This is a genomic window from Salinirubrum litoreum, from assembly GCF_020567425.1.
Classification (GTDB): Archaea; Halobacteriota; Halobacteria; order Halobacteriales; family Haloferacaceae; genus Salinirubrum; species Salinirubrum litoreum.
In genome coordinates this window covers 306,963-329,266 of record NZ_JAJCVJ010000001.1, presented here as the reverse complement: position 1 = coordinate 329,266, position 22,304 = coordinate 306,963, and the positions used below count along the sequence as shown (strand labels likewise).

At 67.5% G+C, this 22,304-nt stretch carries 15 protein-coding genes; 9 read left to right on the top strand and 6 right to left on the bottom strand.

Annotated elements, in window-relative coordinates:
- The first annotated feature begins 14 nt into the window (after positions 1-14).
- The 3 genes from LI337_RS01525 to LI337_RS01515 all read left to right on the top strand — a co-directional run bounded on the left by LI337_RS01525 (position 15) and on the right by LI337_RS01515 (position 4,059).
- Positions 15-569: an FAD-dependent oxidoreductase gene (locus tag LI337_RS01525; protein ID WP_227227951.1), complete on the top strand. Its 555-nt coding sequence runs from the start codon at positions 15-17 to the stop codon at positions 567-569.
- 90 nt (positions 570-659) lie between these two features.
- The gene (locus tag LI337_RS01520) at positions 660-1,622 is read left to right on the top strand and encodes a DMT family transporter (protein ID WP_227227950.1); all 963 of its coding nucleotides are present in this window, start codon (positions 660-662) and stop codon (positions 1,620-1,622) included.
- Positions 1,623-1,803: 181 nt separating this feature from the next.
- Positions 1,804-4,059 (top strand): NADP-dependent malic enzyme, encoded by a 2,256-nt coding sequence (locus tag LI337_RS01515; protein WP_227227949.1) that lies wholly within the window; start codon positions 1,804-1,806, stop codon positions 4,057-4,059.
- A gap of 75 nt (positions 4,060-4,134) precedes the next feature.
- Here LI337_RS01515 and malQ read toward each other — a convergent pair whose 3' ends face one another.
- Complete coding sequence (malQ, locus tag LI337_RS01510; protein WP_227227948.1) at positions 4,135-5,625, bottom strand: 4-alpha-glucanotransferase; 1,491 nt, start codon at positions 5,623-5,625, stop codon at positions 4,135-4,137.
- Positions 5,626-5,765: 140 nt separating this feature from the next.
- On the opposite strand from malQ, the gene thrS reads away from it, so the two are divergent.
- The gene (gene thrS, locus LI337_RS01505) at positions 5,766-7,697 is read left to right on the top strand and encodes a threonine--tRNA ligase (RefSeq protein ID WP_227227947.1); all 1,932 of its coding nucleotides are present in this window, start codon (positions 5,766-5,768) and stop codon (positions 7,695-7,697) included.
- A 12-nt stretch (positions 7,698-7,709) separates the two neighbouring features.
- Here thrS and LI337_RS01500 read toward each other — a convergent pair whose 3' ends face one another.
- From LI337_RS01500 to LI337_RS01490, 3 genes are all read right to left on the bottom strand, one after another.
- Positions 7,710-8,114: a hypothetical protein gene (locus tag LI337_RS01500; protein WP_227227946.1), complete on the bottom strand. Its 405-nt coding sequence runs from the start codon at positions 8,112-8,114 to the stop codon at positions 7,710-7,712.
- An 85-nt stretch (positions 8,115-8,199) separates the two neighbouring features.
- A complete protein-coding gene (locus tag LI337_RS01495; protein ID WP_227227945.1) occupies positions 8,200-8,697 on the bottom strand; it encodes a DM13 domain-containing protein in 498 nt (165 codons plus the stop codon).
- Positions 8,698-8,765: 68 nt separating this feature from the next.
- On the bottom strand, positions 8,766-9,188 hold the full coding sequence (locus LI337_RS01490; RefSeq protein WP_227227944.1) for a hypothetical protein: 423 nt from the start codon (positions 9,186-9,188) through the stop codon (positions 8,766-8,768).
- A 158-nt stretch (positions 9,189-9,346) separates the two neighbouring features.
- Between LI337_RS01490 and LI337_RS01485 the strand changes: the two genes are divergently transcribed.
- Both LI337_RS01485 and LI337_RS01480 read left to right on the top strand, forming a co-directional pair.
- Complete coding sequence (locus LI337_RS01485) at positions 9,347-9,769, top strand: hypothetical protein (RefSeq protein ID WP_227227943.1); 423 nt, start codon at positions 9,347-9,349, stop codon at positions 9,767-9,769.
- Positions 9,770-9,771: 2 nt separating this feature from the next.
- Positions 9,772-12,312 (top strand): hypothetical protein, encoded by a 2,541-nt coding sequence (locus LI337_RS01480; RefSeq protein ID WP_227227942.1) that lies wholly within the window; start codon positions 9,772-9,774, stop codon positions 12,310-12,312.
- A 37-nt stretch (positions 12,313-12,349) separates the two neighbouring features.
- On the opposite strand, the gene LI337_RS01475 is transcribed toward LI337_RS01480, so the two are convergent.
- A complete protein-coding gene (locus tag LI337_RS01475; protein WP_227227941.1) occupies positions 12,350-14,281 on the bottom strand; it encodes a beta-CASP ribonuclease aCPSF1 in 1,932 nt (643 codons plus the stop codon).
- Positions 14,282-14,628: 347 nt separating this feature from the next.
- Here LI337_RS01475 and LI337_RS01470 point away from each other — a divergent pair, with 347 nt between their 5' ends.
- Positions 14,629-15,120 (top strand): DUF7984 family protein, encoded by a 492-nt coding sequence (locus tag LI337_RS01470; protein ID WP_227227940.1) that lies wholly within the window; start codon positions 14,629-14,631, stop codon positions 15,118-15,120.
- Positions 15,121-15,146: 26 nt separating this feature from the next.
- On the opposite strand, the gene LI337_RS01465 is transcribed toward LI337_RS01470, so the two are convergent.
- A complete protein-coding gene (locus LI337_RS01465) occupies positions 15,147-15,650 on the bottom strand; it encodes an HTH domain-containing protein (protein WP_227227939.1) in 504 nt (167 codons plus the stop codon).
- A 177-nt stretch (positions 15,651-15,827) separates the two neighbouring features.
- Here LI337_RS01465 and proS point away from each other — a divergent pair, with 177 nt between their 5' ends.
- Positions 15,828-17,309 carry a proline--tRNA ligase gene (gene proS / locus LI337_RS01460; protein WP_227227938.1) on the top strand — a complete coding sequence of 494 codons (1,482 nt, stop codon included), beginning with the start codon at positions 15,828-15,830 and terminating at the stop codon, positions 17,307-17,309.
- A gap of 293 nt (positions 17,310-17,602) precedes the next feature.
- On the top strand, positions 17,603-22,153 hold the full coding sequence (gltB, locus tag LI337_RS01455; protein WP_227227937.1) for a glutamate synthase large subunit: 4,551 nt from the start codon (positions 17,603-17,605) through the stop codon (positions 22,151-22,153).
- The last annotated feature ends 151 nt before the right edge of the window (positions 22,154-22,304 follow it).

The window sequence follows — 22,304 nt, the reverse complement described above, 5'->3', positions numbered from 1 at the left end:
ACGAACGGGACCACATGACACACGTCATCGTCGTCGGCGGTGGTGCGGCCGGCCTCTCCGCCGCGCTGTTCACGGCCAAGAACGGACTCGAGACGACCGTCTTCGACACCGACAAGACCTGGCTCCACAAGGCGCACCTGTTCAACTACCTCGGTATCGACTCGAAGGACGGGACCGAGTTCCTCGAGGACGCCCGCGAGCAGGTAGACGACTTCGGCGTCGACCGCCACGCCGAGGAGGTCACCGCCGTCGAACACGACGGCTCGGAGTTCGTCGTCACCACCGAGTCGGGCGAACACGCCGGCGACTACCTCGTCCTCGCGACCGGCGCGAAGCGCGGTCTCGCGGAGGCACTCGGCTGTGCGTTCACCGACGAGGACGTGGTGGACGTGGACGTGACGATGGAGACCAGCGTCGAGAACGCGTACGCGACCGGCGCGATGGTCCGCGCCGAGGAGTGGCAGGCGATCATCTCGGCCGGCGACGGCGCGGCCGCCGCGCTGAACATCCTCTCGAAGGAGAAGGGCGAACACTTCCACGACTTCGACACCCCCGCCGACGCGGAGTGAGCGACCGTAGTTCCGGGCGGCAGCGGCCCGCATCCAGTCGCGCTCGCCGCGTCCACAACCGGTAAAGCGGCCGGGACCGACGAGCGAAGCGTGTCGTCCAGTCCCGTCGAAGCGCGCGTCTCCCCGCTCGCGGCGCTCGCGGTCGCGGTCCTCGCGGTCTCTACCAGTGCCATCCTCGTCCGGTGGAGCGGCGCGCCGAGTCTCGTCAAGGCGTTCTACCGGGTGCTGTTCACGGGCGTCATCCTCGCACCGTGGGCACTGTTCCGCTACCGCGACCACTTCGCCCGTATCCGGGGACGCGACCTGCTCGTCGCGGCCGTCTCCGGGACCGCACTCGCACTCCACTTCGCGTCGTGGTTCGAGAGTCTGAACTGGACCAGTGTCGCCGCCAGCGTGACGCTCGTGCAGGCGCAACCGGCGTTCGTCGCGGTGGGCGCGTGGGCACTGCTCGACGAGCGCGTAGACCGCCGGGTCGTCGCCGGCATCGGCGTCGCGCTCCTCGGGATGGTCGTGATGAGTCTGCCGGAGGCCGGCGGCGAGTCCGTCACCGCGCCGAACCCACTGCTCGGGAACGCGCTGGCGGTCGTCGGCGCGGTCACGGCGGCGGGCTACGTCCTCGCCGGTCGGTCGCTCCGCCAACGCATCGCACTGATTCCCTACGTCACCGTCGTCTACGGCGTCTGCGTGCTGGTGCTCGGTGGGTTGACGCTCGTCCGGCACGGGACGGTCGCGTTCGTCGCCTACCCGGCGACCGGTGACCCGTACCCCGTCGGCGAGTGGCTCCTCTTCCTCGGGATGGCGGTCGGTCCCGGCATCTTCGGGCACACCGTCATCAACTGGGCGCTGGCACACGTCGAGTCGTCCGTGGTCAGCGTCTCGCTGCTGGGGGAACCGGTCGGGAGCACCTTGCTCGCACTCGTGCTCCTGAGCGAGGTGCCGACACTCGTCACGCTCGCCGGCGGCGTGGTCGTCCTGACCGGCATCTACGTGACGACGACTGTTCGAGAGAGCGAGACGGCTCCTGCCGGCGAGACCGATCCCGACGCGACGTGAGAGGAGGTGAGGGAACCCGAGGTGACGCAGGCGTCCTGCGAGGAGAGTTCGGTCAGGGGCCGATCCGGCTCGGAATATTCATCCGCGTCCGAGTTGCAATTCTCGCCTGAGTCACGGCGTTCGTCGAATCGGAGTTCGACGGACGGATAGCTTTTTCATCACCCCCACAGTCCGTCCCGGTATGGGATTAGACGACGACGCCCGCGACTATCACCGGAGCGACCCACCGGGGAAGGTCGCCATCTCGACGACCAAGCCGACCAACACCCAGCGTGACCTCTCGCTGGCCTACTCACCCGGCGTGGCCGCGCCGTGTCTGGACATCGCCGACGACGAGAACCGCGCCTACGAGTACACGGCGAAAGGGAACCTCGTCGGTGTCGTCTCGAACGGCTCTGCGGTGCTCGGACTCGGGAACATCGGCGCGCAGGCCTCCAAACCCGTCATGGAGGGGAAGGGCGTCCTGTTCAAGCGGTTCGCGGACATCGACGTGTTCGACGTGGAACTCGACGAGGCCGACCCCGACGCGTTCGTCGACGCCGTCTCCGCGATGGAACCGACCTTCGGCGGGATCAACCTGGAGGACATCAAGGCTCCCGAGTGTTTCGAGATCGAGAACCGCCTGCGCGAGGAGATGTCCATCCCCGTGTTCCACGACGACCAGCACGGCACCGCGATCATCTCCGGGGCGGCGCTCATCAACGCCGCCGAGGTGATCGACAAGCAACTCGGCGACCTCGACATCGTCTTCTCCGGGGCCGGCGCGTCGGCCATCGCCACCGCGCGGTTCTACGTCTCGCTGGGTGCGACACCGGAGAACATCACGATGTGTGACTCCTCGGGGATCATCACGCAGGCCCGCGCCGAGTCGGGCGACGTCAACGAGTACAAACGCGAGTTCGCCCGCGACCGACCGGAGGGCGATCTGGCAGACGCGATGGACGGGGCGGACGTGTTCGTCGGTCTCTCGGTCGGCGGCATCGTCGGCGAGGAGATGGTCCAGTCGATGGCCGACGATCCGATCATCTTCGCGATGGCGAATCCCGACCCGGAGATCGGCTACGAGGAGGCGAAGGCCGCCCGCGACGACACCGTCATCATGGCGACCGGCCGCTCCGACTACCCGAACCAGGTGAACAACGTCCTCGGGTTCCCCTTCATCTTCCGGGGGGCACTCGACGTGCGCGCGACCGACATCGACGAGGACATGAAGCGTGCGGCCGCCGAGGCGCTCGCAGAACTCGCGCGACAGGACGTGCCGGACGCGGTCGTGAAGGCCTACGGCGACCAGCCACTCCAGTTCGGGCCGGAGTACCTCATCCCGAAACCGGTCGACCCGCGCGTGCTGTTCGAGGTCGCCCCGGCCGTCGCGCAGGCGGCGATGGACTCCGGCGCGGCCAGAGAGGAGATCGACGTCGACGCCTACGTCGAGCGACTGGAGGCCCGTCTCGGCAAGTCCCGCGAGATGATGCGGGTCGTGTTGAACAAGGCGAAGTCGGACCCGAAACGGCTGGCGCTCGCGGAGGGGACCGACGAGAAGATGATCCGCGCGGCCTACCAGATTCAAGAACAGGGCATCGCGGAGCCGGTTCTCATCGGCGACCGCGAGGAGATCGAACAGACAGCCCGGCGACTCGGCCTGGAGTTCGACCCGAGCGTGGCGGACCCCCGGAGCGACGACACGGAGGCGTACGCCGACCGACTGTACGAACTCCGGCAGCGGAAGGGGATCACCCGGTCGGAGGCCGGCGAACTCGTCCGCCGGGACAGCAACTACTTCGCCAGCGTGATGGTCGAACAGGGGGACGCCGACGCGATGCTGACCGGTCTCACCCACCACTACCCCTCCGCGCTCCGGCCACCACTGCAGGTCATCGGCACGGCCGACGACGCGAACTACGCGGCCGGGGTCTACCTGCTGACGTTCAAGAACCGGATCGTCTTCTGTGCGGACGCGACCGTCAACCTCGATCCGGACGCGGAGACGCTCGCGGAGATCACGAAACACACCGCCGACCTCGCTCGCCGGTTCAACGTCGAACCACGGGCCGCGATGCTGTCGTACTCGAACTTCGGATCGGTGGACAACGAGGGGACCCGGAAGCCACGCGAGGCGGTGAACCTGCTCCACGACGACTCGACCGTCGACTTCCCGGTCGACGGGGAGATGCAGGCCGACACGGCGGTCGTCGAGGACATCCTGACGGGGACCTACGACTTCGCCGACTTAGACGAGACGGCGAACGTGCTGGTGTTCCCGAACCTCGAAGCGGGCAACATCGGCTACAAGTTGCTCCAGCGTCTCGGCGGTGCAGAGGCCATCGGCCCGATGCTGGTCGGGATGGACAAGCCGGTCCACGTCCTCCAGCGCGGCGACGAGGTGAAGGACATCGTGAACCTCGCCGGCGTCGCGGTCGTCGACGCACAGAGCGAGTGACCCGGACCACGGGAGACTGATCCCGGATCGCGGTGGGGACACGGGAGACTGATCCCCGATGGTGGTGGGGACGACCTACCGCAGGTGCAGTTCCGTCAGGTACGACAGTTCGTCTGCGGCGTCGTCGTGCAGTCCCTCGCTCGTCACGCGCCAGCGCCAGTTGCCTTCGGCGGTGCCGGGCGTGTTGAAGCGGGCGTGGCTGTCCAGACCCAGCACGTCTTGCATCGTCGTCAACGCGATGACCGCGTTCGACTTCCAGACCGCCTCGATCATCGACCAGTTGATCCGGGAGCCGTCGACGCCGAGGTTGTAGTGGAGACAGTCCTTCTGTCGGTCGTCGAGGTGCTCGTAGTAGCCGACGATAGTGTTCGTGTCGTGTGTCGAGGTGTACGCCACCGCGTTCTCCGGGAAGTGCTGTGGCTGGTGGTCGTTGTACTCGGCACACCAGTCGGCGTAGTGGGGGACCTTCATCCCGGGGAAGTCGAAGCCGTCACGCAGTCGGACCAGACCCTCGTCGACGAAGCCGAGATCCTCCGCGACGAACGGCAGGTCGCCGAACTCGGCCTCGACCGTCTCGAAGAAGTCGTCCTGCGGCCCCTCGCGCCACTCGCCGTCTCCCGGCGACTGGGAGTCGGCCGGGATGGCCCAGTAGCGGTCGAACCCGCGGAAGTGGTCGATACGGGTCACGTCCACCTGCTCGAACAGCCGCGACAGGCGGTCCATCCACCAGTCGTAGCCCGTCTCCGCGAGGTGCTCCCAGTCGTACAGCGGGTTCCCCCAGCGCTGCCCCGAGTCGTTGTCGTTCGGCGGGACCCCGGCGACCGCGGTCGGTTCGTTGTGCTCGTCCAACTGGAACGCCTCGGGCGCGGACCACACGTCGGCGCTGTCCAGCGCGACGTAGATGGGCAGGTCGCCGACCACTTTCACCCCGTGGTCGTTCGCGTACTGCTTCACGTCCTGCCACTGACGAGAGAAGACGAACTGGCAGAACTCGTGGTAGTGAATCTCGTCGGCCAACTCCTCCCGGTACTCGGCCAGCGTGTCCGGGTCGCGGGTCTTCACGGCCTCGGGCCAGTTCGTCCAGAGGTCGCCGCCGAAGTGCGACTTCAGGGACATGAACAGCGCGTAACCGTCGAGCCACGACGCCTGTTCGTCGCAGAACGCCTCGAACTCGGCCAGTTCGGAGTCGCTTGCGGTCTCGTCGAACCGCCGGGCGGCGTCACGCAGGCGGTCCTGTTTGAACGTCCGGACGCGGTCGTACTCGACGCTGTGGCGGTCGAGGTCGGGTGTGTCCGCGAGGTCCTCGTCCGTCAGCCACCCCTGTTCGTGGAGGCGGTCGAGACTCACCAGCAGTGGGTTGCCGGCAAAGGCCGAGTAGGACTGGTACGGCGAGTCGCCGTGGGCGCTGGAGGTCGGCCCGAGGGGGCAGACCTGCCAGAGCGACTGGTCGGCGCGGTCGAGGAAGTCGACGAACTCCCGTGCGCCGTCGCCGAGATCGCCGATCCCGTGCGGGCCGGGCAGCGACGTGACGTGCATGAAGACACCGCTTTGGCGGTCGAATCGCATATCCCCCGGTTCTCTGCCTGAGGGTTTGAAACGTATGGTCCACACACCGCTTCGGGGGACCGACCCATGCGAGAGAGTGCCACACAGCGGGCCGGACGCGACCGTAAAGGCTTATCCCACGGCACCGGCTTCGTCGTGATATGAGTGAGATCGCAGTGATCCTCCCGGACGGCACGGAACTGACCGTCCCGGAGGGGTCCACGGTGGCGGACGTAGCGTTCGAGATCGGGCCGGGTCTCGGGCGCGACACAGTCGCCGGCGTGATAGACGGCGACCTCGTGGACAAGGCGACGGTGGTGCCGGACGGCGCGCGACTGGAGATCGTGACGGAGGACAGCGACGAGTATCTCGACACCCTGCGCCACTCGGCGGCCCACGTCTTCGCGCAGGCGCTGCTCCGCCTGTACCCGGACGCGGAGCTGACCATCGGCCCATGGACGGACGAGGGCTTCTACTACGACATCTACGGCGTCGATCTGGACAGCGACGACCTCGAGGAGATCGAGGCCGAAGCCCACGACATCATCGACGAGGACTACGACATCGAACGGTTCACGCGCTCCCGCGAGGAGGCGTTCGAGGTCTACGAGGACAACCGGTTCAAACGGGAGATCCTCGACACCGAAGCCGCCGACGACGAGGAGGTCTCCTTCTACCGGCAGGCCGAGTTCGAGGATCTCTGTAAGGGTCCCCACGTCGAGTCGACGGGCGAGATCGGCGGGTTCACACTGCTGAACATCTCGTCGGCCTACTGGCGCGGCGACGAGGACAACGAGATGCTGACGCGTGTCTACGGGACGGCCTTCCCGAGTGAGGACGAACTCGCGGAGTTCATGGAGATGCGCGAGGAGGCGAAGGAGCGCGACCACCGGAAGATCGGCCGCGAGATGGACCTGTTCTCCATCCCCGAGGTGACGGGGCCGGGGCTCCCGCTGTACCACCCGAACGGGAAGAAGATCCTCGACGAACTGGCGGACTACGCCCGATCGCTAAACGTCGACGCGGGCTACGAACCGGTCGAGACGCCGCACCTGTTCCGGACGGAACTGTGGAAGCAGTCGGGCCACTACGAGAACTACGCCGACGACATGTTCCTGATGGACGTGAACGACGAGGAGTACGGCCTGAAGCCCATGAACTGCCCGGGCCACGCGACCATCTTCGACCAGCACTCGTGGTCGTACCGCGACCTGCCGGTGCGCTACTTCGAGGACGGGAAGGTGTACCGCCGGGAACAGCGCGGTGAACTCTCGGGTCTCTCGCGCGTCTGGTCGTTCACCATCGACGACGGCCACCTGTTCTGCAAGCCGGAGCAGATCGAACAGGAGGTCAATCAGGTGATGGACGCCATCTACGAGGTGTTGGACACCTTCGGACTGGAGGCACACGTCGCACTCGCCACGCGCCCGGAGAAGTCGGTCGGCGGCGACGAGATATGGGAGCAGGCGGAGTCACAGCTCCGGTCGGTCCTCGAGAATCAGGGCATCGACTACGATCTGGAACCGGGCGACGGTGCGTTCTACGGGCCGAAGATCGACTTCGCGTTCGAGGACGCGCTCGGACGAGAGTGGGACGGCCCGACGGTTCAGTTGGACTTCAACATGCCCGAGCGGTTCGACCTCTCGTACACGGGCGAGGACAACGAGGACCACCAGCCAGTGATGATCCACCGCGCGCTGTACGGCTCCTACGAGCGCTTCTTCATGGTGCTCGTCGAGCACTTCAACGGGAAGTTCCCGCTGTGGCTCGCCCCCGAGCAGGTCCGCATCCTGCCGGTGTCGGACGACAACCTCGGGTACTCACACCGCGTGAAGAACGAACTGCAGGACGCCGGCTTCCGCGTCGAGGTCGAGGACCGGTCGTGGACGGTCGGGCGGAAGATTCAGGACGCGCACGCCGACCGGGTTCCCTACATGCTGATCCTCGGCGGGAACGAGGAGGACGCGGGGACGATCTCGGTTCGGGACCGGAAAGAGCGGGAAGACGACGGGATTCAGCTTCAGGAGTTCAAAGAGCACTTGATCTCGGAGCGCGAGGAGAAGCGGACGGAACCGGACTTCCTCGACGACTGAGCAGTCGGGCGGTCATGTCCTGAGAAACGAGACCCGAACCTCAGGACCCGGCTCGATCGTGGCGTCGATGCTCCGCGTCCCGCTGGCACCGCCGACCGGTACGACCTTCTCTTTCGACACATCCGACGCCAGTCGAACCGAGACCGTATAGTCCAGGTTCTCCTCCGGATTCTCGAAGTCCGTCAGCTGTGAGTCGACCTCGGCCCCGAGAGTCGCGTCTGCCGAGACGACCGCCTCACCACTCTCGTCGGTGACTGTCACCGTGACGGTGTGTTCGGTGATGTCTTCGTTGCTGACCGAGACGGGAATCGCATCGGGCGGGCCGGGGAATCCCGCCTCGCCACACCCGGCGAGCGACGCGGTGCCGGCGGTCGCGAGCGAGGCGAGGAGGGCTCGTCTGCGCTGCGTTCGGGGCACGGGCCGGGCGACGGCGGGGATCGGGAAGTGTCTTCTGGGACTACGCCTCGGAACCGCGGGGATCCGGCGGTCACCTATCCGACGGTCACGCTTCCATCGTGGCGTAGCCGAACGGCGTGGCGAACCGATCACACCAGATGCCGACGCCGCCGATCTCCTCGGCTGTCACGCCCTCGGGCAGTCGCTGACTGAACGTCCCTTCCTTCGTACTCTCGCCGCCGTCCGCACCGCCGTCGATCAAGACGCGCGTCCCGGCGTCGATCTCCGATCTCGTGTCCGGCGTCGCCGAGGGCGTCACGTAGACGAACACGTCCGGTCCCTGTTGCTGGCTGTAGTCCTCGAACCGCAGGTAGAGCCCCGCGTCGTCGCGCAGCAGCAGGACCGTCCCGCTCACGTCGTGGCCCGCCGCGCCGACGAACGTCCCGCGCGCCAGCACCTCGTCGCCTGCTGTCGCCGCGCCCTCCTGCACCAGCGTGGACTGCTCCGGGAGGAAGAAGTCCGAGGGACCGATCACCGCGATGGCGATCAGGAGTGCGACCGCTACCGCGCCGCCACCGACCAGCAGCGTTCGTCGTTCGACCATGCCAATCCGACGACAGCCCTGCGGATAACCGTTGTTCGCAGTCCCACCCAAATCTCGCCCAGTCGGACTTACCCAGCGTACGCAGTGCGCTCGATCTCGACGGTGCCGATCACGTCGATCCGAACGCTGATCGAGTCCACGTCCTGCGAGACCGTCGTCGAGGCACGCCGACGACCGTCCACCGCGACCGCGACCTTGTACCGCTCTGCACCCGACTCTCCGGCGTCCGACACCTCGGGCAGCACCGACGCGAGGTCACGACTCGTCGTCCCGTCGACCGACGCGCTCGCCGCCACCGCAGACTCCCCGCTTCCGACTCGCACCGAGACCTCGTGTGAGAGCGCGTGGTCGTTGCGGACCGTGACTCCGAGCGCGTCCGAGTCCGTCGCACTGTCGGCATTCCGGAGTGGCGCGAGCCAACCGCTGGCGGTCGAAACCGCGCCGGCGACGACGGTACCGAGGAGTCCGCGACGTGCGGGGAGGGAGGGCATCACGCGGCCGTTACGGCAGGCCCGGTAAGTGGCTTGTGGCGGGCGCGCACCCCTCGTCCGCTCTCGACACACGACTCGGCGGTGACAGACCGCAGTCCGACTTGCGTCCGCTTTGTGACGGTGTGACGACGAAACGTGCCGGCTATATTCGCCAGTGTATGGTACTCGGTCACATGGGGCGACCCGACCAGACGCGGCCCGACGACGCCCCGTCGGATACCGAGGAGGGGTGGGGGAACAGCACACCGACACGAACACTCGACCTGACGATCCGGGTCGGGCCGGCGCGCGGCGAGCAGTCCGAGAACGGCGATCCGATCCCGATTCCGGCCGACCCGGACGACCTCTCGGCGGGGGACGACGCACTGCTCTCCTGGCTCGCCGAGGCGCCGGCGAACCGTGCGCGGTTCGTCCTCGACCACGCTGGGGCACTCCGGGCGGCCGACCCCGACCTCCCGAGACCGACCCTCGACGCCGTCGAACGTGCACGACGGCGTGGACGAGGGGGGTCGCGTGGCCTCTCCCTGCCGGGAGTGGAACTCCGGTCTCTGTCGGTCGTCGTCTCGGAGGGCGGTGACTGACGATGCCGCCTTACGACACCGACGGCTGGGACGCGGTGGTCCAACTCGGCGAACCGGAACTGGACGATCTGCTGGCGTGTCGGTTCGCCACCGGCGAACTGCAGTTCCCCGCCGGCGGCGAGCACCAGTTCGGCCTGGCGAGCATCGACCTGAAGATGCGCTACGACACGCCACGCAGCCGTCTCGTCACCGACGCCGGCCCCGAGAACGAACCCGGCGTGCGCCTCGTCGTCCCGTTCGACGAGTCGTTCGTGCGCTACAACGTCCCGTTCAGTGGCCGGGACACGCCGATTCGCGGGAAAGAGGCGGACCTGCGTGGGGAAGTCTCCTACACTGCGCCCGTCCGACTCCGACAGCGGGGGGACAGCTACCGACTCGTCCTCGCGACGGAGGACGCGACCGCCGGCGTCGAGTTCGGTCCCGAGACGCGTTCGGATCTCTCGACCGACGGGCAACTGTACGCGAACATCTACGAACACGCCGTCGACGACCACGACCAGACGGTCGTCAACCGGCTCCGGAATCTGCCGTCGACCGTCTCCGAGCGCGTCGAACAGTGGGTCACGGCCGAGGCGGGGACCGCCCTGCCGACCACCGAACTCGCCCTCGCGGTCGACGCCGACGACGCCACCGTCGAGGTCGTCGACGGCCCGACCAGCGAGGCCAGATGCCTGCTGCTCGCGGCCGACCTCACCGAGGACGCGACGGGCCACGACGGCTTCGAAGCCTGCAGGCGGCCGGCGGGCACCACCGCCGCACTCGCTGTCTCGACCGACTTCCTGCTCTCCGAGGTCGTCTGTCCCCGGATCGCCGATCGGCTGAACCTCGCCGAGAGCGACTTCGAGCACCCGTGCCGGCTCGCGTCGTCGACGAGAACGTCCCTCTCTGCCGGCGGCACGACCGAGTCGTTCGTCCTCGACTCGTTGTCGGTGACCGTGCAGGACGGCGGCATCGTGATCGACGGCAGTCTCTCGGCCGAACGGGGCCCGGCGGACATCTCCGGCGATATGGACGTCCGGATCGACGTCACGTACGACGCGGGCGATCTGCTGTTCACCGTCGCCAGGAGCGACGTGGACATCACGGTCGACGTGCCGTGGTACGTCGACGTCGCGTCGTGGTTCAGTCCACGCCTCCAGTTCGCGATCAACACGCTCCCCGATCTGGTCGAGGACGGCGCAGAGAACGCGCTCTCCTCGGCGGGCGGGGTCACCGTCGAGGCCAGCGACCGACTCCACGCGCTGCTGGACGACCGCTTCGAGAGCATGAGCGTCGAGAGCTTCGACCTCACCAGCGAGGCGCTGGTCGCCGGCGGGTCGCTCCTCCCCGACCAGCACTGCCCACCGAAAGCGGCAGGGACGGTCCGCCTCTCGCCGGGTGAAGGGATCGACCTCGACGCGGGCGAGACGACGGGAGAGGACTTCGTGGCCCGACGCGACGTGGACCTGCGCTGGGGCGATCCGGAGGACAGCCCACTCGGGCGTGACGTGCTCGCGCCACACCACGGCGCAGAAGTGACCGTCCTCGGGATCGACAGCGAGGGCTGGGGTGCCTTCGAGACGACGGACGTCGTGGCTCTCGACTCACTCCGGGACCGCCAGTGGGACGACGACCCGATCCCCGAGGGTGACCTGTTCTTCCCCGACGTGCCGTTCGTCGGTCAGCACAGCCTCCTGTTCGGCACCTTCACCTCCGAGGGTCGGTACGCGAAGTGTGCCGCCCACGCGTCGGGTGGCCGACTCCACCTGCAGTACTACACGTACCAGCGACCGACAGCAAATCTCCGACTCGCGGTCGACTCGACCGTGATCGAGGAGGAACAGGTCGAGACCGGCGTCGAACACTGGACCGAGATCGAGTGTACTCCCGGTGGGCCTCGGGGACCGGAGGTGACGACGACCCATCGGTCCGCAGAGTACACCGTCTACGACCGCGCCTACCGGGTCGAGGCGACCGCGTCGACGACCCGACTCGCGTGGCCGCTCTCGTTCGACTGGTCGCTGGCCGGGACGCCGATCTCGGGCACCGGCTTCGTGACGGTGGGCGGCACCGAAGTCCACCACGAGGTGGACGGGGCGACCTGCACGCTCCGACCGGAGGGCGACGAGGCGGTGGCCGGCAGCCTCGCGGTCGAGGTCGAGGACAACCGCGATCTGACGTTCCGCCGGACTGAGGGGGTCGTGGTCCGGGACCGGGAGACGGAGGGCGGCCGACCGCCGAACGTCGCCGCCGAACAGCGCCGGGAGATCGAACAGTGTCGCCCCGAACGCGAACTCACGCGCTGGCAGGACCTGCGGGGCTGGACCGGTCGCGTCGACGGGACCGGTCCGGACAGGTGGCCCGACGGCGTCGACCCCCGGACGGTTCTGGCCGATACGCCGGGGCGCGGCGGCGGCCGAGACGGCCACGACACCGATCCGAGGCGGTCGCTCTCGCCGGGTGAGTCGACGAGCGACGAGGTGCGACGGGCGCTCGAAGCGGGGCTGGAATTGCCGGCCGACCGACTCGACGGTGGCTCCGGCGGCGGTGACGAGTGGCCGTAGGGACAGTCCGCAGACGGACCTCACCGGAGCGGGTCGGTCACTTGAACCGGAACGTCTCCAGGTTCTTCGGCGCGAACGTCCGCATGTTGAAGTCGTGGTACAGCGCCGAGGAGAGGTCCTGCACCGAGCGTTCGTCGCCGTGGACACACAGCACCTTCTCGGGGCGTGGGTTCATCGTGCGGACGAAGTCTTCCAGCCCCTGCCGGTCGGCGTGCCCGGAGAAGCCGTCGACCGTCTCGACGTCCATCTTCAGCGTCAGCGTACTCGACCGACCGGAGTTCCGAGAGTCGCGGTCGTTGATCGGAATCTCGTCCCAGCCGTTCTGGATACGGCGGCCGAGCGTCCCCTGAGCCTGGTAGCCGACGAAGACGAGTCGCGAGTCCGGGTCGCTCCCGAGGTGGCGGAGCCACGACATGATCGGCCCCCCGGTGACCATCCCGGAGGTCGAGAGGATGATCGCCGGGCCGTCGTCGGTGACCTCCTGTCGCTCGTCTTCGCCGCCGTCGATGTGGTTGAACTGCGGCGCGAGGAACGGGTTCTCGTCCTCGTGGAAGATGCGGTCCCGGAGGTCGTCGCGCAGGTACTCCGGATACGTCGTGTGGATGGCGGTCGCCTCCCAGATCATCCCGTCGAGGTGGACCGGCATCTCCGGGATCTTCCCGGAGCGCATCGCCTCTTCGAGGACGAGCATGATCTCCTGTGACCGCCCGACGGCGAACGCCGGAATGACGACCTTCCCGCCCTTGTCGTGGGTCTCGTTGATGACCTCGACCAACTTGCGTTCCGAGTCCTCCTGATCGGTCTGGTAGTCGTTCCGACCGCCGTAGGTCGATTCGAGCACGAGCGTCTCGACGCGCGGGAAGTCGTTGACCGCGCCGTTGAACAGGCGGGTGTCCTTGTAGTGGATGTCACCCGAGAAGGCGACGTTGTAGAGGCCGTCGCCGATGTGGAAGTGCGAGACGGCCGAACCGAGGATGTGCCCCGCGTTGTGGAAGGTGAGCTTCACGTCCGGCGCGATGTCGGTCACGTCGCCGTATTCGAGCGGGATGGTGTGTTTGATCGCCTCCCGCACCATCTCGGAGTCGTACGGCGGCGTCCGGCCCTCCTTCGCGGCCACGTCGAGGTAGTCGAGCGTCAGCAGACCCATCAGGTCCCGCGTCGGTTCCGTGGTGTAGATGGGACCGTCGTAGCCGTACTTGAACAGGAGTGGGATGAGCGCCGAGTGGTCGAGGTGCGCGTGCGTGAGGACCACGGCGTCGAGCGAGTTCGCGCCGGAGCCGAGTGCTTCGGGCACCTGGAGGTACGGGACCTCGCCCTCCGCGCCGGGCTTGTCGCCGCAGTCGATCAGGATGCGCGTCTCGGCGGTCGAGAGGATGAAGGAGGCGCGTCCGACCTCGCGACAGCACCCGAGCGTCGAGATGCGGACCCACTGGTCGTTCGCCATCTCCTCGCGGTGGATCTGGCGGCCGACGCGTTCGAGGATGTCTCGTCGGTCGTCGCGTTCCTGCTTCAGGAAGTTCCGGACGTTCGAGACCGTCGAGGACTCGATCGGCGGCGTCCGGACGACTTCGGGTGTCCAGCCGACCTCCTGGGTGATCTCCCGGAGCGTCGAGCCGTGTCGCCCGATCACCATGCCGGGTTTCGCGGCCTCGATGACGACTTCGCCGGTGTCGGCGTGGAAGTCGAGGTCGGTGACGCCGGCCTCCTCGGGGATCACCTCGCGGATGCGTTCTTTCGCTTCGCGGGGGTCAGACAGAGACTCGGGGTCCGGGCGGACCGTGATTCGTTTCCGGAGTTTGCTCGCCAGTTTCCGGATGAGGTCGCCGTTGCGGGCGAACTTCTTCGGGTGCCGGGTGTAGACGACGAGTTCCGGACCCTCGTACTTCACGTCCGAGATACTGATGTCCGCCGGTAGTTCCGCTTCGATCTCTCCTTTCAGTTCTTCGAGTTGCTGATCTACTGAACTCATATCTGCGTATCCGTCCCGTCCGTATGGGCTCTCGGGTCCACTGCCAGTCTCTCGACCACCGTCGGCAGTCGAGACCAGTGTTCGTGCGGTGCCGGATAACCAATCGTGTAGTGTGGTACTGCGGGAAGAGGCAGTGAAAACCCGCTTAGTCGGTCGTATCACCTCCCGATTATAAAAGCCTTCGCAAACCGACGGCGGGGAACGGGGAGACGGTTGGTGCACGAGTGCGCGTCTCCCGGGCTCTCGGCGACGGAGAACGGTCCGTTCAGATCGGAGGGGGTCCTCGGCGGCGGCCGGCGACTCGGGTGGAAGGTGCCTTTTCCTCTCCCGGTGACGACGACCACAGTATGAGACTCACCCCGGACCGCGTCCGCGACGAGTACGATTGGTTCCACGACAGAGCGCCCGCCATCGCGGAGACGATCACCGAGACGAGAACCGGACTCGGCGAACTGTTCGGCGTCGAGGTCGATCCGGTCACCACCGCACAGGTCCGCGACGAGATCGACGCGGTGTTCGCCGACGGTGCGGTCGCGGTCAACGTCGCGGGCTACGTCGCCCTCCTGAAGGAGTTGGACGTGACCGACGACTACCCCGGCTTCGTCGTGGACGAGGTCCTCGGCCGGGAACTCGCCGCGACCATCGCCGGCGGCCAACCACTCGCACTGCTCGCACAGGCGACGTTCCACTACGCCGACCTCCACACCCACAGCGACGGACCGGCCGGTGTGGACGACCTGGACGCGGCGGTCGCGGCCGGCCTCCAGACCCGACTGCCGGGGTGGGACTGGCAGGACGAGCCGAGTCCGTTCGCGGTCTCGACAGAGAGAGACGAGTGACGAGAAAGCGAGTGAAGGCGCGGTTGCTACGCGGTCAGTCGCTCGTCCGGGACACCGAACGTCGCGTCACCCTCGGCCAGCGCGTCGAGTCGTCGGGTGATGCAGTCGGTGCCGGCGGTGCAGGGCGTGACGGTGGCCACCGCCTCACCCTCGAACTCCGCGAGGAGTGCCGACGGGAGCGACTGGACGACGTACTCCCGGCCCATCCGCCCCTCGCCGACGACCCGACGCTCCTCGAAGTCCGGGATCCGAGCGTCGTGTTCTCGTGCCCACTGCTTGAACGTCGCCACGCGCTCCCTGACGCGCTGTTCGTGCTCGTCACGCAGGTCGTCGGTCGAGAGGTCGATCCCCTTCCCCCACGTCTCGACGGCGAACTCGTCGATCACGCCACGGAGCGACAACCCCGCGAGTCGCGTCACCGCGTCGTCGTAGCTCCGGCCGCCCGGCGTCGGCTGGAGCCACAGTTCGATCCGCCGTGTCGGTGCTGTCGTCGTGCGGTTCTCGGACTCGTCGAGACGGTCTATCTCCATATCTATGCCTCCACCGTCGAGTACGGCGGCCACGACCATGTAGTGGCGGCTTGATTCTCCGGGAGAGGGAACCGGCCGACCGCCGCCGATCGTCGTCGGTGCGCGCGGCGCGGACGCACCAGACACGGTAGCACACCTTCGGTTCGTTTAAGAACTCCGTGGCGGTATCGGAGAGTAATGACCGACGCGCAGGAACTCGGGATCACCGAGTCGAAGGAGTACAACACCGGCGAGTGGTACGCCGAGGTCGTGAAGAAGGCGGGCCTCGCGAACTACGGGCCCGAGGGGATGTCCGGGTTCATCGTCACCCGCCCCCGAGGCTACGCGCTGTGGGAGCGACTGCAGGGCGAACTCGACGCCCGGTTCAAGGACACCGGCGTCCAGAACGCCTACTTCCCCCTGTTCATCCCCGAGAGCTACCTCGAACGCGAGAAGGACATCGTGGAAGGGTTCGACCCCGAAGTCGCGTGGGTCACCCACGGCGGCCACGAGGAACTGGAAGAGCGACTGGCAGTCCGGCCCACTTCCGAGTCGATCATCGCCCCCTACATGAGCCAGTGGGTCCGGAGCCACCGCGACCTCCCCCTGCGCGTCAACCAGTGGGCCTCCGTCGTCCGCTGGGAGGCGACCGAGACGAAGCCCTTCTTCCGGACGAAAGAGTTCCTCTGGCAGGAGGGCCACACCGCCCACGCCACCAGTGAGGGCGCGTGGGAGGAGACGATGCTCCGCCTCGATCAGTACGAGGACGTGTACGAGGACGTCCTCGCCATCCCCGTCATCCGCGGGCAGAAACCCGACCACGACAAGTTCCCCGGCGCGGACACGACCACGACAGTCGAGGCGCTGATGCCCGACGGCAAGTCGGTGCAGGGCGCGACCAGCCACCACCTCGGCACCTCCTTCGCGGAGGCGTTCGACCTCACCTACGCCGACACCGACGAGGAGGAGCGCGTCTGCAACACGACCTCCTGGGGTTTCTCGTGGCGCTCGCTCGGCGCGCTCATCATGACCCACTCGGACGACCAGGGGCTGGTCCTGCCCCCCACCATCGCGCCCGAACAGGTCGTCGTCGTCCCAATCTGGCAGGAGGACACGAAAGACGAGGTGCTCGAGTACGCCGAGGACCTCGCCGAGGACCTCGAGAGCGAGGGCGTCCGCGTCGAACTCGACGCCCGCGACGAGCGCAACCCCGGCTTCAAGTTCAACGAGTGGGAGCTTCGCGGCGTCCCCCTGCGGTTCGAGATCGGCCCCAACGAGGTCGACGACGGCGAGATCACGGCGGTCCACCGCCCCGACGGCGAGAGCGTCACGCTGGACCGCGACGACGTGACCGACGAGATCCACGACCAGTTCGACGAGGTCTTCGCCAAACTGTACGCGGCCGCCGAGGAGAACCTCTCGGAGAACGTCCGCGAGGCCGAAGGCCGCAACGAGATCCTCGGCACCATCGGCCAACACGGCGGCTACGTCAAGGCCCCGTGGTGTGGCGACGAGGACTGCGAGACGGAGATCAAAGACCAGATCGCCGCCGAGATCGTGATGGTGCCCTTCGAGGGCGACGACGAGAAACACCACCCCGCCGTCCTGGAGGGTGACTGCGACTGTGCCGTCTGTGGCGAGGCCGCCGAGACGACCGCGTACTTCGCCAAGTCGTACTGAGTCGGCGACACATCTGCTTTCCGAGGTCTGCGACACACCACCCGCCGCGAGTCGGCGACGAGCGCCAGCGACGAGTCGACGAGGAACGGGGTCGACGGTCGACCGGCGGGACCGTCGGCTGGCGACAGTAGTGAACGATCGCCCGAAACCACGCGGGAATCCCTCACGGTTTTCGACGAACGTCGAGTGTCAATCTCGGCAGATATGAACACCTAATATCCCCTTATGTGTGCTTATTGCACCCTTATCCTATCAGGGAAGCCCTCTTAAGGGAAAACTTCTACCGCTTCCGTATGACCAAGCCACAGAGAGACACCCGTGCGGACGGGTTGGCGGACCCGGCCGACGAGCGGTCGAACTGCGGGGTCGGTGCCGTCATCGACCTCGACGGCGGCCGAACCCACGACGTAGTACGCGACGGACTGGACCTGCTGGAGAACCTCGAACACCGTGGCACCACCGGTGCCGAGGAAGCCACCGGCGACGGTGCCGGCATCATGCTCCAGCGCCCCGACCGCTTCTTCGCGGGCGTCCTCGACGCCGACCTGCCCGACACCTACGCCGTCGGGTCGGTGTTCATGCCGCAGGACGACGCCGCCCGGCAGGGCCTCGTCACCATCTTCGAGAACGAACTGGCGGAACACGGTCTCGACGTGTTCCACTGGCGCGACGTCCCGACGGACAACTCGTCGCTCGGCGAGACCGCGCTGTCGGCCGAACCCGACGTCTGGCAACCGTTCGTGAGACCGGCCGAGGGGATGACCGACGCCGAGTTCGACCGTGCGCTGTTCGTCGGCCGCCGGGCCGCAGAGAACGCCATCGGCGAACTCGACTCGGCGGGTGCCGACCGCTTCTACGTCTGCTCGCTGGACCGCAAACGACTGGTCTACAAGGGCCTGCTGAAGGCCGAGCAACTGCCGGCGTACTACCCCGACCTGTCGGACGAACGCATGGAGACCACGCTGACGCTCGTCCACGCACGCTTCTCGACGAACACGCTCGGCGCGTGGCACCTCGCACACCCCTACCGGAACATCATCCACAACGGCGAGATCAACACGATCCAGGGGAACGTCAACTGGATGCGCGCCCGCGAGACCGATCTGGCCGATCCGGGCGACGCCTTCGACGCGCCGGAGTGGACCGACGACGACGTCGAGAGCATCAAACCCGTGACGACCGGCGACCAGTCCGACACGGCGGTCGTCGACAACGTGCTCGAACTGCTCCTGCAGGGCGGCCGCGACCTGCCGCACGCGCTCCGGATGCTGATCCCCGAAGCCTTCGAGGGCGACGACCGGATGGACCCCGCCCGGAAGGACTGGTACGACTACCACGCCAGCCTCGTGGAACCGTGGGACGGTCCCGCCCTCGTCGCCGCCACGGACGGCGACAAGATCGCCGCAGTGCTGGACCGCAACGGTCTCCGACCGTGTCGCTACGACGTGACGACCGACAACACGCTGGTCATGGCCAGCGAGGTCGGCGCGCTCGACACCGACCCGGCAGACATCGAGGAACGCGGTCGACTCCAGCCCGGCCAGTTGTTCGTCGCCGACCCCGAGGAGGGTCGCGTCATCCCGGACGAGGAGGTCTTCGAGTCGCTCGTCGCAGACCGGTACGGCGAGTGGGTCGCTGAGGAGCAGCGACACCTCGACGACGTGGCCGACACCGACGACCTCGCGCCGCGCGAGTCGGTCGACCACCTCCGGGCACAGCAGGCCGCCTTCGGCTACACCGAGGACCAACTGAACCACCTCATCGAACCGATGGCCCGTCAGGGGAAGGATCCGGTCGGGTCGATGGGCGACGACACGCCGCTGTCGGTGCTCTCGGACTTCAACCGCCCACTGTTCACGTACTTCAAGCAACTGTTCGCGCAGGTCACCAACCCGCCGCTGGACTACATCCGCGAGGAACTCGTGACGAGCATCGAGTCGCGGCTGGGTCCACAGCGGAACCTGCTCGGCGAGACGTCCGGCCACGCGCGACAACTCGTGCTCGACTCGCCCGTCCTCTCGGACGCGGAGACGGCCGGCATCAAGGAACTCGACGGCGACCTCTCGGCGACGACGCTGGACGCGACCTACGAGCAGGGCACGTCGTTGGAGCAGGCCATCGAGGATCTGCGCGAGTCCGCGGTCGCGGCGATCGACGACGGGGCCGGCATCCTCGTGCTCTCGGACCGTGCGACCGGCGAGAATCGAGTACCGATCCCGAGTCTGCTGGCGACCGGCGCGGTCCACCACCACCTCGTCCGGACCGGCAAGCGCAACCACGCCGGCCTCGTCGTCGAGTCCGGCGACCCCCGCGAGGTCCACCACGTCGCCACGCTGGTCGGCTACGGCGCGGGCGCGGTGAACCCGTACCTCGCCTACCAGACCATCGGCGACGTCGTCGCCGGGCCGGACGGCGCAGACGAGCAGGAGGCCATCGCGGCCTACCAGCACGCGCTGGAGGACGGCCTCCTGAAGACGATGGCGAAGATGGGCATCTCGACCGTCGAGTCGTACCAGGGCGCACAGATCTTCGAGGCGGTCGGGCTGGACTCGGACCTCGTCAACGAGTACTTCGAGGGGACCGAGATCCGCACGGAAGGAATCGGCCTGCCGCAGATCGAGAACGACCTGCTGACCCGGCACGCGGTGGGCTTCGGTGCCGACCCGGACATCGAGACGCAGGGCGAGTACGAGCACCGCTCGTCGGGGATCCACCACCAGTGGAACCCGAAGACGGTCGGGACGCTCCAGCAGGCGGTGCGATCCGGTAGTTACGACAAGTACGGCGAGTTCGCCGAACTCATCAACGACCAGAGCGAGGAACTCCAGACGCTTCGCGGACTCCTCGAATTCGACTCCGACCGCGATCCGGTTCCCCTCGAAGAGGTCGAGTCTGTCGAGTCCATCGTGAAACGGTTCTCGACGGCCGCGATGAGTCTCGGGAGTCTCTCGCCGGAGGCCCACGAGAACAACGCCATCGCCATGAACCGACTGGGCGGGAAGTCGAACACCGGCGAGGGCGGAGAACCGCCGGAGCGGTTCGGTACCGAGAAGGAGTCGTCGGTGAAGCAGGTCGCGTCCGGCCGGTTCGGCGTCACGTCGAACTACCTGTCGAACGCCGACGAACTGCAGATCAAGATGGCACAGGGGTCGAAGCCCGGCGAGGGCGGCCACCTGCCCGGCAAGAAGGTCAACGAGATGATCGCACACGTCCGGTACTCCACGCCGGGTGTCGGTCTCATCTCGCCGCCGCCGCTCCACGACATCTACTCCATCGAGGACCTCAAGCAACTCATCCACGACCTGAAGGTCGCCAACGACGAGGCCGACATCAACGTGAAACTGGTCTCTGAGGCGGGCATCGGCACCATCGCGGCCGGCGTGGCGAAGGCGAACGCCGACGTGGTCCACATCTCGGGCCACGACGGCGGGACCGGCGCGTCGCCCAAGACGTCGATCAAGAACGCCGGCCTGCCGTGGGAGTTGGGACTGGCGGAGGCGAACCAGATGCTCCGCGCGACGGGGCTGCGCTCCCGCATCACGGTCACGGCCGACGGCGGGATGAAGACCGGCCGGGACGTGGCCGTGGCGGCGCTGCTCGGCGCGGAGGAGTACGTCTTCGGGACCGCCTCCTTGGTCACGTCGGGCTGTGTGATGGCCCGACAGTGTCACGAGAACACCTGCCCGGTCGGGGTGGCCACCCAGCGCGAGGACCTCCGCAACCGGTTCCCCGGTCAGCCGGATCACGTCATCAACTACATGACCTTCATGGCGCAGGAACTGCGCGAGATCATGGCCGACCTCGGCTTCCGCGAGGTCGACGAGATGATCGGCCGCCCGGGACTCCTGCGCCAGCGCGAGACGGACCACGAGAAGGCCCGCCACCTCGACCTGGCGTCGGTCATCGCGGAACCGGCCGGCGACGACGACCGGTACAAGACCCGCGAGCAAGCGCACGCGGACGTAGCAGAGCAGTTGGACCACGACCTCATCGACGCGGCCGCGCCGGCACTGGCGGAGGGGCGGCGCGTCGACCTCGCGTCGGACGTCTCGAACGTCGACCGCGCGGTCGGCGCGATGCTGTCGAACCGCATCTCCCGCGAGTACGGGGAGGCGGGCCTGCCGGACGACACCATCACCTGCGAGTTCGCGGGGACGGCGGGCCAGTCGTTCGGCGCGTTCCTGGCGAACGGCGTGACGATGGAACTCACCGGCGCGGGCAACGACTACGTCGGGAAGGGGCTGTCCGGCGGGAAGGTCATCGTCCGGACGCCCGAGACGGCCGGCTACGCGCCGGACGAGAACATCCTGATCGGCAACGTCGCCCTCTACGGCGCGACGCAGGGCGAGGCCTACGTCAACGGCGTCGCCGGCGAGCGGTTCGCGGTCCGCAACTCCGGCGTGAAGGCGGTCGTCGAGGGCGTCGGCGACCACGGCTGTGAGTACATGACCGGCGGCGTCGTCGCGGTGCTGGGCGACACCGGCCGGAACTTCGCGGCCGGGATGTCCGGCGGCGTGGCGTACGTCTACGACCCCGAGGGCGAGTTCCCCGAGAAGGCGAACACCGAGATGGTGACGCTCCACGACGAACTCGGCGAGTCGGACGAGGCGATGCTCCAGCGACTCGTCGAGAACCACGCGGAGTACGCCGACTCCGCGAAGGCCGAGCGCCTGCTGGACGACTGGGCGAGCGCGGTCGGCGACTTCGTGAAGGTCATGCCCGACGCCTACGCCGAGGTCGTCGCCGAGGAGAGCCGCGAGGACGTGCGGAGCGACCTCCCCGAGGCGGCGACGAGTTCCCCGGTCGTGTCCGGGCGCGCCGGCGTCGCCTCCAGCGACGACTGATCGGCGTCGAGAGGCTCGCTCGTCGCCGTCGCCGAGCCATCCGACGAGGCACTCTTCGACTCGGCCGACGACGTACTCACCAACCCATCCGACGACGCGTTCCTCGTATCACGGTCCGAAACGTGGCGATACCTGCGCGCGGCGCAACGTA